The following is a 13,810-nucleotide window of genomic DNA, read 5'->3' on the forward strand; positions in this document are numbered from 1 at the left end:
TCATCCGTCGCGGAATCATGGGCTTCCTGGGCGCAGCCGACTGGAGCACGGCGTCAGCAGAATATCGCCTGGCGCTTTACGTGATTGGTGGGACGTCGGGGCGGAGCGACAAGCGTGTGCTGGACCCGGAGGCGATCCGGGCGGAACTTGCGCGGGGCGGTCAACTACCGCTGGGGCAGATCCTGCGGTTAAGGATCCGGCACATGACGGACGGGGTGTTCCTGGGATCGAAGGAGTTTGTGGACCAGATGTGGGAGCGGCACCGGGACAAGTTCGGCAAGCGGCGCAAGAGCGGCGCACGCTGCATTCGAGGCGCCCCCATCCCGGGGCTCACCGTGTTGCGCGATCTGCGAGTGGATGCGGTGGGATAAGTCGCTGATCGAACCTGCGCATAAGGTCGAAGCCGCGGCAGAAGGCGTCGCCGCGGATCTGCCCTCCGAGGCTGGAAGCGCAGACAGGAGAAACAGGCTATCGCTCGGCGGCAACCCGGCCCCGCCCGGGCATCGGAAAGTTCCTCCGTGCGTCGTCCAGCACCAGCACCCAGTCCTGCCCGCGGCCGGACGAAGGCGGGGTGAATGTCTGCACCCCCTCGTTGCCCGCCCGGTAGATCGGATACGCCGTCCCGTATCGCGGATCGAACCAACTGGACTGCACCTGCGGCGACTCCACGCCACCCATCCGCACCGAGAACGGTTCTCCCCGGGGCGAGTACACCAGCGCAAACGAACCGTCAGTTGCCCGGGCTGCCCGAACCTTCGCCCCCCCTTGTCGAGGACCGTCCACCACCAGGTCCGGATCCGGCACCAGGTGCGTGAAATGGCGCGACTCGAACAACCGTCGCAAATGGCCCATCTGAAACGCCCCCGGATGATCCAGCGCCTCCCGCCACGGCACGTCCGCGTGGATGACCGCGTCCCGCCCGGGCACCCACATCTGCCACACCGAATTGTGCCCGTACGTGTGCCCGCACGCCCCCGCCAGCATCGACCAGTACGCAGCCTGTCGCACGTCGTAGTCATCGAAACGCAAGGCCCGGGATGGGCCCTGCATGTAGAAACCTACCGGGATCTGCTCATACCGCGGCTCTCCATCCAGGGTCGGCTTCGCCGGCTTCAACGCATGGTCCGCCGCCGTGAACCATCCATTGTCGTGGTCACGCCCACCGTGCGAGGACTGATGCATGTTGAAATCCAGCCAGTCCACCTGATGAAAGTAGTCCGACGATCGCCCTGGACCCCGCGGATGGAAGGTCATCAGGTTCCGCCCTCCGTCGCCCGCCCGCAATCCCCGCGCCATGGCGTCGATGATTCGCCTGTCCTCCTCCGACTCGATGTTTCGGTCTCCCCCCAGGATCCAAATCACGGCTCGACCCCCGTATCGACGGCCGAGCCACTCGCCGTAGGCCCGCGCGTTCCCGGGCCGGAACACCACCGGCCCCGTGCCGCCGCGAACCGCCTGCCACTTGTCGCCCCAGGTGGGCAGGAACCCGATCCTCAGCCCCAGATCGCCCGCCCGATCCACAATCCAATCCACATGATCCCAATAGTCGTTTTCGGGCCCGTCCTTCACGTCCGGTCGCCCCGGATCGTTTCCCACCAACGGTCGGTGCCCATAGGCGTTGGGCGTGTTCAATCCATCCAGTTCCGCCAAGGCCACTGCCTGGATCACCGTGAACCCCTTGGCCGCCCGGTTTCGCAAATACTCGTCAGCCTCCTCCCGAGTCAGCCGGTGAAACAGTTCCCACGCCGTGTCGCCCAGCCAAAAGAACGGCTTTCCGTCCGTCGTTTCCAAAAACCGCTGGCTCGGCCCCACCCGCACGGGCGCCAATCCGGCCGACTCTGCCGTCAACACCATCCCCGCCATACCAGCGGCCATCCACAGCCATCGACACAGGGTTCTCACCCCGCTCCTCTAGCCACCGTTCCGACCCCAGGCGAGGACAAAGCCGGCAACTCCCCTACGGCTCACCGTGACGACGCCCACCGTCCGCCCTTCACCCTGCAAGGAGACGCGCCACCCCGGTTTGCCTCCTCAGCCCGTTCCAGGCAGCCTGAACCCCGCGCCGCGGGAGCCGGCACCGCCCCATGAACGCCATCGACCGTTACCATCAACTCGTCCAGTCCCAAGTCCACGCGCTCCTCGATTCCCAGCGCGAGGCCCTGGAAAGCGCCAGCGCCCTCGTCGCCAACGCCCTCATCGCAGACCGGTTCCTCTACGGATTCGGCACCGGCCACTCCCACATGCTCGCCGAGGAAATCTTCTACCGCGCCGGCGGACTCGCCCGTGCCGCGGCCATCCTCGATCCGCCCCTCATGCTCCACGAGGGAGCCGCCGTCAGTTCCACCCGGGAACAACAGTCCGGCTATGCCGCTCAACTCCTTGCCCGCTACCCCGTCACCGCAGGCGACGTCCTGGTCATCGCCTCCAACTCGGGCCGCAACGCCGTCCCCATCGAAATGGCCCTCGCCGCCCGCCATCTCGGACTGTCCACCATCGCCATCACCAGCCTCGCCCACAGCCGCGCCTTTCCCTCCCGCCACCTTTCCGGTCAGCGCCTCTTCGAGGTCGTGGATGTCGTCCTCGACAACCAGTCCGTCCCGGGCGATGCCGCCCTGGATTGCCCGGGCCTGCCCCGTCGCATCGGCCCCACTTCCACCCTCACCGGCGCATTCCTGCTCAACCTGGTGGTCGTGCGCGCCATCGAACGCGCCACCGAAGCCGGTCATCCCCCCGAGATCTACGCCAGCAGCAACGCCGATGTCCCGGGCTGGAACGAACCCCTCCTCGAACGCTACCGCACCCGCATCCGACACCTCTGACCCCCCGCTTCGCTGAAGAAAATTCCTGGCCGGATCGGCCCCCCCGCCGCGCATGGGAGACGGACGCACCCGCGTCCATCCATCCCATCGCCAACCCGTGAAACCCCATCCATTCCACAGCCTCCTCGTCCCGGTCCTCATGCTGACCTCCCTCGCTCCCCGCGCGTCCGAATCCCGCCACTTCGATTCCAACGGCGTCCGACTCCACTACCGTGTCGCCGGAACCGGACACCCCGTTGTACTCCTTCACGGCATCACCCGGTCGATCGAAGACGACTGGATCGCGTCCCGTGTCTTCCCCGAACTCGCCACGCGGTTTCGCACCATTGCCCTCGATCAGCGCGGTCACGGTCAAAGCGACCGGCCCCCCGGGGTCCAACACTACGGACATCCCATGGTCGAGGATGTCCGCCGGCTCCTCGACGTTCTCTCCATTGAGAAGGCCCACCTCGTCGGCTATTCCATGGGCGCCCGCATCGCCCTCAGGTTCATGGCCACTCATCCCGGGCGCGTCCGCGCCGGCGTCCTGATCGCCTCCGGCGGCGTCCGCCATCCCTCGGATACCGAACCGTTCCTGGCCCTCGCCGACGCCCTCGACCGCGGCGAAGGATTCCGGGCCTTCCTCCGCGCCATCGCCCCTCCCGGTCCCGGTTCGCTGTCCGATGCCCAGATCGCCGCCATCGACCGCCAAATCCTGTCCCGCAATGATCCCGCCATCGTCGCCGCCGTGGCCCGTGGATTCCCGGACTGGCATGTCCCCCCGGACGCCCTCGCCATCCTCCGCCCACCCGTGCTCGCCCTCGTCGGCCACCGGGATCCCGTCCAGCCCGCTGTCGCACAACTCGCGCACGCCCTGCCTTCAGCCCGCCTGCACATCGTCCCCGACTCAGACCACGTCAGCGTCCTGTCCCACCCGGAACTTCTCGACGCCCTGACCGGATTCCTCGAAGCGACTCCTTGAACCCGCGTTCTTCCGCGACACCCCGCCCCCCGAAACGCGCCCGCTACTCCCGAACAGCACCCTTCGGCTCACTCGGGCACCGCCAGAATCTGTCCGTCCCGCTCCAACCGCTCCCGCAACGCCTCGTAGGGAACGTCCTGCACGGGTACCCCTCGATCGAGGGCCAACACCGCCGCCGTGGCCGCCGACTGGCCGAGAATCATGAACACCGGCTCCATCCGTATCGACCCGAAGGCGATGTGGGAACTCGAGACACAAACCGGCACCAGCAGGTTCTCCACCTCGTCCCGTCTCGGAACCAGCGACCCGTAGGCAATCGGGTAGGGCCCCGGGGTCGGAACCCCGATGTCCCCTTCATTTTGAACCCAACCCTCCGGCGTGATGTATCGCTGCACATTGTGCGAATCGATCGTGTACGAACCCATCCCCACCGGGTCGGGCGTCGGGCGGCGCCGGAGCAGTTCATTCTCGGTCATCACGTGCATCCCGGCCATCCGCCGCGCCTCCCGCACATACAACTGGTGCGGCCAGTGCCCGTTCCCGGGGAACTCGTCCTTCGCCAGTCCCCATTCCGCCATCCGCTCCCGCACCTCCGCCGGAACGCGCGGATCGTTGGCGATGAAATGGAACCACCCCTTCTGATACCGCTCGTGTTCCCGCACAATCTCCCGGCGCCGCGCATACGAGGCCTCGGGATAGTCGTAGTTCGCCCCGATGTGGTCCGTGCTCATCGGACCATGGTTGTTGGTGTCGGTCTTCGCATTCGGCACGGGGTCGAACTTGTGAAACGTCTCCCGCCACCCCGCCTCGAAGATCCGCAGCAGCAGCTCGTACTCGTCCGGATCGTATCCCCGGGGACGCGGAAACGGCACCCGGTTGTCCGGGTGCCGCGTCAGGCACAACCGGAAACAGTAGGCCTGCACGCGGTGATCCCCCGCCCCGTACTCCCCCGGCGGCTCCACGCTGATCCGCGGCAGCACCCCGCTGGAGGGATCCCCGGGAACCCGGTAAGGGCTGATCGGCCGCGGCAGGACTCCGAAATGATGCCGGTGATGCAGCACGCCCGTCTGAACCCCCGCCCACTCCTCGCCGTACACGGCTCGCGCCTCCCGCCCGACGTGATACGACACGCCCGCCGCCGCCATCAAATCGCCCTCGTAGCCGGCATCGATGAACATCCGCCCCCGGTAGGTGCGGCCGCTCTGCATGGTCACCGCCACGATCCGCCCGTCCTCCTTCCGTACCCCGTGTTCGCGGTCCAGCCATTCGTCCCGATGCACCGGGATCCCGTGCTCGGCCACCAGGGCCTCGAAAATCCCCTCCGCCACGTGCGGCTCAAAGATCCACATCGTCCGCTGCGCCCCATCGATGGCCGGCGTGCCCTGGCCCCGGTTCCCATACTCGTCCCGCCGCTGCCACCGCCACGCGCCCGGATCCTGATAATGCCGCCACACCCGGTGATAGAACTCCCGGGCCAAACCCCCGATCACCGCCTTGTTCCCCGTGTCCGTGAAACCCAGGCCGCCGCTCGACAACCCGCCCAGGTGCCGGTCCGGCCCCACCACAATGACCGACCGTCCCATCCGCTGCGCCTGCACCGCCGCCATCACCCCGGCTGACGTGCCGCCATAGACCACCACGTCGTATTCCGTCCCCCTCACCCCTCCGCCAAGCGCCAGCAGCGCGCCAAGGAATCCCGTCAAGGCCCGCGTCCTCACGGCAGCTCCCGCCATCGCGTGTGCTTGTACCGGTCGTACACCCACCGGTAATCCCGGTTCACCCTCAGGTTGCCCCCGGCCCAGTTGAAGACGCTCCGTCCCTCCGCCGAATCCCGGGCCGCCTTCAGGGTCGTCGCCTCCACCCACTTCCGCGATTCCGCGTGGCCATCCGCAAAACTCAACGTGCTGATGTTCCCATGAAACACCGCAAATGGGTCCACCCAGCTCGGCGGATTCACATTGATGACCCACGTGCCACGGTTGTAGTCCCGCGGATCCGCCTCCTCCAGAAACACGATCGCCTCCGACGGACCCGGTACCGACGTCATCTTCTCGTACGGCGTCTGCGCCCCGCCTTCCCAACCCATGATCCCGTTCATCCCGTTCGCCTTCGAGTAGCTGTCGAACGCCCATCCCCGCCCCGGCCGCAGCCGCTTCGTCCGCAGATCCCCCGGACAATGGTAGGTCCCGTAACTCGACGCGTACTTCCACAACGGACCGTTCGACAGCCCCGCCTGGACCCGCGTCATCGCCTGCTCGATCGTGATCCCCGGCGTGATGTCCGGCCGCGGCCCCGGCCAGTACCCGCCCCCGAACATGTTCCCCACCACCACCCCCCGCGCGTCCCGCGGCTCGGTCGGCTGCATCACGTCCTCGTGGTCATCCGCATACAGCACGAAGGACAGCCCCAACTGACGCTGGTTGTTCAGGCAGCTCGCCCCGGTGGCCTTCTGTTTCGCATTGGCCAGCGCGGGCAGCAGCAGGCTGGCCAGGATCGCGATGATCGCGATCACCACCAGCAACTCGATCAGGGTGAACCCGCCCCGGAACGGCGGACGACGAAGTATCGGCGGATGACTCATGCGCACAGGTGTTCCCTCGCATGCCACCCCAGCCGCCCCTCAGGCTCAAGCCCAATCGCCCAATCGCCCAATCGCCCAATCGCCCAACCTGTCAGGGGAGCAGTGCATCCCGGAGTTGTCGGTAGAGGTGCGAACTCCGCCAAGCGGCGCTTCGGAGGGCCGAGTTCCACGAGGCCGCAACGGTGTGGAGCGTTGGGTTGAGGACTCGCGGAGCTCGTCCCTCCGGTTCGCTGGCTCGGTACCGACAACTTGGGGATGCACCGTCAGGGGAGTCCCGTCAGAGCAGCACCGCCCGGATCACTTCGCCGTGGACATCCGTCAGCCGCATGTCCCGGCCCCCGAAGCGGTAGGTCACCCGCTCATGGTCCAGACCCAGCTGGTGCAGCACCGTGGCATGCAGGTCGTACATCTCCACCCGGTTCTCCACCACCTTGTAGCCGTACTCGTCCGTCGCTCCGTAGACCATCCCCCCACGAAATCCGCCACCCGCCAGCCACACCGAGAACCCGAACGGATTGTGATCCCGGCCGTCGCTCCCCTGCGCAAACGGCGTCCGCCCGAATTCCCCCGCCCACAGGACGATCGTCGAATCCAGCAGCCCCCGCCCCTTCAAGTCCCGAAGCAGCGCCGCAATCGGCTGGTCCACCGCGCGCGCGTTGTTCTCGTGCCCCTGCTTCAATCCCCCGTGCTGATCCCACCGATCCCCCGCCACCACCGGACACGTCACTTCCACGAAGCGCACACCCCGCTCAACCAGTCGCCGCGCCAGCAAACACTGCCGCGCATAGATGCGCGTCGGCTCATAGGCCGAATCGAACCCGTACAGCGCCCGCGTAAGATCCGTTTCCCCGCGCAGATCCATCAACTCGGGCACCGCCGCCTGCATCCGAAAGGCCAGCTCATGGTTGGCGATCGCCGACTCCACCGCGTCGGACGGCCCCATCCGCCCCATCAGCGACCGGTCCATTCGCCGCACCAGTTCCAACCGCCGCCGCTCGCCGGCGGCATCGCCGACCGGTGACACGATGTTGGCGACCGGCAACTCGCCCCCCTTGAAGATGGACCCCTGGTACGCCGCCGGCAGAAATCCGCTCCCGAAATTCTCCACGCCGCCCGGAGGCACCAATCCGCCGTTCAACACCACGAAGCCCGGCAGATCCCGGTTCTCGCTCCCCAACCCGTACGTCACCCACGCCCCCGCGCTCGGCCGCCCGGCCAGGCCATGGCACGTGTGCAGGAAGTAGTTCGCCGCCGTGTGCTCGGAAAACTCCGAAACCACCGACCGGATCACGCACAGATCGTCGGCACACTCCCGCACGTGCGGAAACAAATCGCTCACCGGCAACCCGCTCCCGCCCCCCTGCCGGAATTCCCACGGCGAGCCCAGCGTGGAACCATTGTCGTTGAACTGCGTCGGCTCCATCCGCATCGCAAACGGCTTCCCATGCTCCGCCGTCAATCGCGGCTTCGGATCGAACGTGTCCATCTGCGACGGGCCCCCGTCCATGTACAGGAAGATCACGTTCCGCGCCCGCGCCGGGTGATGCGTCGGCCGCGTTCCCGATCCGCCCGGAACCCCCTCCCCTTGCGGCACCCAACGCTCCCCGTACGCCCGCTGCTCCCCCCAAAGCGCCGTCATCGCCAACGCCCCGAAGCCGTTGGCGCATCGCAACAACATCTCGCGCCGGGTGGCCGGACGTTCCAGAAATCGGCGGCAGTGGGACATGATTTTTGCCTCTCAGGCCGGTCGGTTCCGGCAGGTCATGGAATGAACTGAAACTCCTTCGCCACCCAAAGCGCATGGCAGAATTCCCCCCACGCCGTCGTCCCGTCCTCCCCCGAATCCTCCAGGCCGCCTGCCAGATACTCCCGCGCCAGGGCCCATTCCTCCGCATCGGGCGACCGCCCGTACGCCTCCCGATATGCCCGGTCCACCCGCGCCTCCCACCCCCCGGCCACCTCGCGGGCCAGCCGGTCCGCCCAACGTCGCGCCTCTTCGACCACCATCGGATCGTTCATCAGGGCCAGCGCCTGCGCCGGCACGTTCGAAACCGACCGCCATCCCACCGTCGTCGCCGGCACCGGCGTGTCGAACACCAGCAGAAAGGGCGAAGGAAAATTCCGTCGCACCTCCAAATACAGGCTCCGCCGCCCCTCCCCGTCCAGCGGTCCGCTCCGCCCCGGACGTCCCCGCCCCTCCATGAACGGCGTCAGATGAACCGGCACCGGCGGCCCCCCCAGACTCCGGTCCAGCCGGCCCGACAACGCCAGCATCCCGTCCCGGATCGCCTCCCCTTCCAAACGCCGCACGTGCGCCCGATGCCACCACCGGTTGTCCGGGTCCGCTTCCTCGGCTGCCGGATCGGTCACGCCACTTCCCGCCTGCCACGCCCGCGACAACACAATCCGCCGGACCAACCGCTTCACCGAGCCCCCCTCGCTCCGAAACGTGTCCGCCAGCCAGTCCAGCAGTTCCGGATGACTCGGCGCCTCGCCCAGCACCCCGAAGTTGTCCACCGACGCCACCAACCCCCGCCCCATCAGGTGCGCCCAAACCCAGTTCGCCATCACACGCCACGTCAACGGATTCTCCCCGTCGGTCAGCGCCTCCGCCAACGCCAGCCGGCCGCTTCCCTCCCCGTACGCCTCCCGCCCCGGCCCCACCGCCAGCGCTTCCAGAAACCCGCGCGGAACGGTGTCCCCAGGGGTCCGATGATTGCCCCGGATCAGCAGCGCCTCATCCCACCCCGTCCCGTCGCTCATGACCCCGGCCAGCACCGGCGCCGTCACCCCCGACTCCAGACGATCCCATGCCTCCTTCCAACCCTCCGGAAACTCCGGCCGCTTCGCACCCAACACCTCCTCGATCCAACCAACCTCCCCCTCGCTCAACGTCCCCGGCGCGTCCCGCCACCGCCGCAGCAGTCGCAGCACCGCCCCGCCGTCCGTCGGCCCCGTCCAAACCCCCGTCCCAGGCGGCTCACGATGCGGCGACAGCACCACTTCCCCGACCGCCAGCCAGCCCTCGGCCCCCGCCGTTCCACCCCCCAGTTCCGAGGCCGGATCCCCCACCCCGAGATCCGAGAATTCCAGATACGCCCGCCGCCCTTTCCATGCCGAGACATCCACCGTCACCCAATGCGGTTCCTCGCGGTTCACCGCCCGCCGCAACGACCCGTAAATCGGCGCCCGAATCAGCGTGAATCCCTCGATCACCACCCCGAATCGTGCCCCGCTGCCCGCCATCCGCACATGGACAAAATCCCGATCCAACACCCGCGTCGTCGAGGTCAGCCGCCCCTGAAACCGGCGCGACAACGAACCGCTGTCCCGCCATCCCGGACGAACCAGCCGCACCGCGCCATCCCCCTCGAGACGCGGTTGCCCCGCAACCTCCCCATCGGCCGTAAATGCCTCCCCGTCCCCCATCCACCCCTCCCCGTCCCACCGCGTCTCGCCCTCCCGCACCAGGACTCCGGCCGCGACTCCGGCCGCCACGTCAACCCCAGCCGCCTCCCCGCCCGCCCACGTCTCCAGCAACCCGTCGGCCAGCGCCCGGCGCAACGCCTCCCGGGCCTTCACCATCTCCCCCGCCAGCCGGACCCGGCCCGCCGGGTCGTCCACCGCACCCACGGCATACCGGGAACTCCCCAGAATCCCCGCCAGCGCGAAGTAGTCCCGCGCCGAAATGGCATCGAACTTGTGATCGTGACATCGGGCGCACGACACCGTCATCCCGAGGAACGCCTTGGTCACCACGTCGATCTGGTTGTCCACCACCTCGATCTGGTGGTTCCGCACGTCCACCGGCGAATGCACCTGCTGACAGAACCAGTACTGCAACGTGCCCACCGCCGACTCGTTGATCCCCTCCCCCTCCAGCCAGCGCGGGTCCGGAAGCAGATCCCCCGCGATCTGCTCCCTCACAAACCGCTCGTAGGGCAGATCCGAATGGAAGGCCCGCACCACGTAGTCCCGATACCGCCATGCCCCCAAAATCGGATAGTCGAACTCGTGCCCCATCGTCTCCGCATAACGCACCTTGTCCAGCCAGTGCCTCGCCCAACGCTCCCCGTAATGGGGCGACGCCAGCAACCGGTCCACCACCCGCGCAAACGCCCCTTCCTCCCCATCCCCCACAAACGCCTCGACCTCCTCCGGCGTCGGTGGCAACCCCGTCAACATCCACGTCGCCCGCCGAATCAACACCGGACGCGAGGCCGCCGGTCCAGGCTTCAACCCCTCCGCTTCCAATCGCGCCAGCACAAACCGGTCAATCTCGCCCCCAGCCCATTCGGGGTCGCTCACCTCCGGCACTTCCGGACGCCGCACCGGATGCCATGCCCAATGCGCTTCCCGGCGCCCTGCCAGGTCAAATCCCGCCGGCCCCGCCTCCCCGCCCCCAGCCCCTGCCAGCCCCTCAGGCCACGGCGCCCCTTCCGCCAGCCAGACCCGGAAGTCCTCGATCACCTCGTCCGGCAGACGCGACTTCGGCGGCATCTGCAGATCCGGGTCCTCGTAGGTCAGCGCCTGCCACAACGAACTGCGCTCCGGATCGCCCGGCACGATCGCCGGACCCGTCTCGCCGCCCCGCAGCAACCCCTCCAGGCTGTCCACCCGCAACCCGCCCCGCACCCGCGGCGCCTCGGCACTGTGACAGTCAAAGCAGTGCTCGATCAGCGCCGGCCGGATCCGCCGCTCGAACCGCTCCAGACCAAGCTCGCCCGCCGCCGCAGGAGCCAGCGCAACCCCGAGGATCGCTCCCCACCAGCCAGTGCGGGGCGGGCGTGCCATGGGCCTCCCTACTTCAACCGCGCCAGCGTCGCCTTGATCGCGGCAAAGTCCGGCAGGTCCTTCGGGGTCGCCGTCTGTTCCGAGTATTGGACCACCCCGTTGCGATCGATCACGAAGGCCGCCCGCGCCGAGGTGTCCCCGATCCCCGCCAATCCCTTGAACTCCACCCCGTACGCCCGCGTGGCCTCCTTGTTCAGGTCGCTCACCAGCACGATCCCGATGTTCTCCTTCTGCGCCCAGGCCTCCTGCGCAAACGGGCTGTCCACGCTGACCCCGATCACCTCCGCGTCCAGCGATCGGTACGCCTCGATCCCCTGGGTCACATCGCACAACTCCGACGTGCAGACGCTCGTGAAGGCGAGCGGAAAGAACAACAGCACCGTGTTCTTCTGCCCGAACTGGGCGCTCAACGTCACATCCACCAGTCCCGATGCGTTCTTCGACTTGAGCGTGAAGTCCGGCGCCTTGGTTCCAATTGCGATAGGCATGTTCTCTTCCCTGATTGTTTTGGTTCCGATCGTGAGTGCCGAGTTTCGGCGCGGTCTTAATGAGGTGTGGCGGGAACCCTGTCAAACCGGCACCGCACCCGCCCGCCGCGCCCCTCACACCCCCTCCAGTCCCGTCATGCCCCGTCCACCTCCCGCCCCACGGCATCCATGTCCTTCGCCGCCGCCGCCCGCCGGTCCATCATCCGCATCCGTGCCGCCAGCACGCGCGCCATGTTCCACAAAAACCGGTTCGCCGCCGCCGGCGCCTCCTCGCATACCTTTCGCAAGCCCTCCGCCGTCAGCTTCAAGACCACCACGTCCGTCTCCGCCCGCACATCCGCCGACCTGGGACCCGGATCGAACAACGACATCTCCCCGAAGGTGTCCCCCACCTGCAGCGCCATCAGAAACGACTCCGACACCTGCCCCCGCGTGCTGACCCCCACCTTTCCCTGGATCACGAAGTACATCGCGTCCCCATGATTCCCCTGCCGCACAATGTGCGTGAAGGGCCGGTACGTTTCCTCGACCGTCGCCCGCGCGAACGGCTCCAGATCCTCCGGTGACAATTCCGCAAAGGCCCGCAGCCGCGTCAAGGTCCGCGCCGAGACCCCCGCCTTCGCACTCGCCGGCTCCGCCACCTCCTCCCCATCGAAAACCGCCTTCAGCGCGCTCACCCCGCCCGCTCGTTGCCACAAATCCCCGGGATCGCTGTGGACCCAGGTGTCCCTCTGCACCCGCCCCTCCCCAATCCACTCCAGCAAGGTCGCCTCCGGCACCGGCCCGTATATCAGCCGGTCCGACCCGAGTATCCGGTATTCCATCGCACCCATGTAAACCCCAGCTTGCCCCGCCCCACCCCGCTGGCGAGCGCAAATCCACAACCCCGCCCGCCGTCCACCCGGTGCATCCCCGAGGCGTGGGTGAGGAGGCAGCGAATCGCCAACGGGGGTTCGCCCTCCCTCACCATTGCGCCCCACCCCCTCCAGCCCGTACCTTCCCCGCCCTGATGTCCGACAACCTGAAGGAACTTCTCGCCGCCGCCGATGCCCGGGTCGCCAATCTGCGGAGGTTTCTTTGACGTCCCCAGACAACAGGCCCGCCTCGCCGAAATCGAGGCCCTGATGACCCGGGAAAACTTCTGGGATCAGCGCGAGCAGGCCCAGAAACTCATCGAGGAAGTCAACGGCATCCGGCGCAAACTCGACCCCATCCTCGCCGCCGAACACCGCGTCCGGGATCACCGCGAAATCTTCGACCTCACCGCCGGCGAAGCCCCCGCGGACCAGGCCGCCCTCAACGAGGAGATCATCCGCGAACTCGCCCGCCTCGATTCGGACCTCGATGCCACCGAACTGACACTCCTCCTCACCGGACCCCACGACGTCCGTCCCGCCATCCTTAGCATCAACGCCGGCGCCGGCGGCACCGAGGCCTGCGACTGGGCCACCATGCTCTGGCGCATGTACCAGCGCTGGGCCGAACGCCGCGGCTGGACGGTCTCGGTCACCGATATCGTCGAGGACGACGAAAAGCGCGTGAAGAGCGTGACCCTCCGCCTCGAAGGCGAAAACGCCTACGGCTTCGCCAAGGCCGAACGCGGTGTCCATCGCCTCGTCCGCATCTCCCCCTTCGATGCCAACAAGCGACGCCACACCAGCTTCGCCAGCGTGGACGTCATCGCCGAAATCGAACCCGAGGGCGACATCGTCATCCCCCCGGTGGAACTCCATGTCGATACCTACCGCTCCGGCGGCAAGGGCGGCCAGAACGTCAACAAGGTCGAAACGGCCGTCCGCATCACCCACCTCCCCACCGGCCTCGTCGCCGCCTCCCAAAGCGAACGCTCCCAACACCAGAACCGAGCCATCGCCATGACCCTCCTCATGGCCAAGCTCTATGCCCTCCGCGAAGATCAAAAACGTTCCGAAATGGAACGGTTCTATGGCGACAAGGGCAGCATCGGCTGGGGCAACCAGATCCGCAGCTACGTCCTTCAACCCTACCGCCTCGTGAAGGACCTCCGCACCGGCTGCCAGACCAGCAACACCGAGGCCGTCCTCGATGGCGACCTCGACGAATTCGTCCAGGCCTGGCTCCGCGCCGGCTGCCCCACCCGCCGCCTCACCGGCGTCCGTGACGACGAAGACTGATCCCGTCACCCGCC

11 protein-coding genes are annotated in these 13,810 nt (G+C 67.6%); 4 read left to right on the forward strand and 7 right to left on the reverse strand.

What is annotated here, in order from left to right:
- Positions 1-371, forward strand: a 371-nt coding sequence (locus KF833_21100; GenBank protein ID MBX3747813.1) for a hypothetical protein, incomplete at its 5' end; no start/stop codon positions are given.
- 97 nt (positions 372-468) lie between these two features.
- Here KF833_21100 and KF833_21105 read toward each other — a convergent pair.
- Positions 469-1,854, reverse strand: a complete 1,386-nt coding sequence (locus KF833_21105) for a glycoside hydrolase family 140 protein (protein MBX3747814.1) — start codon at positions 1,852-1,854, stop codon at positions 469-471.
- A gap of 230 nt (positions 1,855-2,084) precedes the next feature.
- Here KF833_21105 and KF833_21110 point away from each other — a divergent pair, with 230 nt between their 5' ends.
- Both KF833_21110 and KF833_21115 read left to right on the forward strand, forming a co-directional pair.
- Entirely contained in the window at positions 2,085-2,819 is a 735-nt protein-coding gene (locus tag KF833_21110; GenBank protein MBX3747815.1) for an SIS domain-containing protein, read from the forward strand.
- Positions 2,820-2,916: 97 nt separating this feature from the next.
- Positions 2,917-3,780, forward strand: a complete 864-nt coding sequence (locus KF833_21115) for an alpha/beta fold hydrolase (GenBank protein MBX3747816.1) — start codon at positions 2,917-2,919, stop codon at positions 3,778-3,780.
- 68 nt (positions 3,781-3,848) lie between these two features.
- Here the strand turns inward: KF833_21115 and KF833_21120 are convergent, their stop codons facing one another.
- The 6 genes from KF833_21120 to KF833_21145 form a co-directional block, all read right to left on the reverse strand.
- Positions 3,849-5,513, reverse strand: a complete 1,665-nt coding sequence (locus KF833_21120) for an FAD-dependent oxidoreductase (GenBank protein ID MBX3747817.1) — start codon at positions 5,511-5,513, stop codon at positions 3,849-3,851.
- Positions 5,495-6,361, reverse strand: a complete 867-nt coding sequence (locus tag KF833_21125; GenBank protein MBX3747818.1) for a prepilin-type N-terminal cleavage/methylation domain-containing protein — start codon at positions 6,359-6,361, stop codon at positions 5,495-5,497. The genes KF833_21120 and KF833_21125 overlap by 19 nt, the downstream gene beginning before the upstream one ends.
- A gap of 277 nt (positions 6,362-6,638) precedes the next feature.
- Positions 6,639-8,039: a DUF1501 domain-containing protein gene (locus KF833_21130; GenBank protein MBX3747819.1), complete on the reverse strand. Its 1,401-nt coding sequence runs from the start codon at positions 8,037-8,039 to the stop codon at positions 6,639-6,641.
- 83 nt (positions 8,040-8,122) lie between these two features.
- Complete coding sequence (locus KF833_21135; GenBank protein ID MBX3747820.1) at positions 8,123-11,155, reverse strand: PSD1 domain-containing protein; 3,033 nt, start codon at positions 11,153-11,155, stop codon at positions 8,123-8,125.
- Between the two features lie 8 nt (positions 11,156-11,163).
- Positions 11,164-11,643 (reverse strand): redoxin domain-containing protein, encoded by a 480-nt coding sequence (locus tag KF833_21140; protein MBX3747821.1) that lies wholly within the window; start codon positions 11,641-11,643, stop codon positions 11,164-11,166.
- A 134-nt stretch (positions 11,644-11,777) separates the two neighbouring features.
- Complete coding sequence (locus tag KF833_21145; protein MBX3747822.1) at positions 11,778-12,476, reverse strand: cyclic nucleotide-binding domain-containing protein; 699 nt, start codon at positions 12,474-12,476, stop codon at positions 11,778-11,780.
- 213 nt (positions 12,477-12,689) lie between these two features.
- On the opposite strand from KF833_21145, the gene prfB reads away from it, so the two are divergent.
- The gene (gene prfB, locus KF833_21150) at positions 12,690-13,796 is read left to right on the forward strand and encodes a peptide chain release factor 2 (protein MBX3747823.1); all 1,107 of its coding nucleotides are present in this window, start codon (positions 12,690-12,692) and stop codon (positions 13,794-13,796) included.
- Positions 13,797-13,810 lie beyond the last annotated feature (14 nt).

It is taken from the genome of Verrucomicrobiia bacterium (assembly GCA_019634625.1).
In the GTDB taxonomy this organism is placed as follows: domain Bacteria; phylum Verrucomicrobiota; class Verrucomicrobiia; order Limisphaerales; family CAIMTB01; genus CAIMTB01.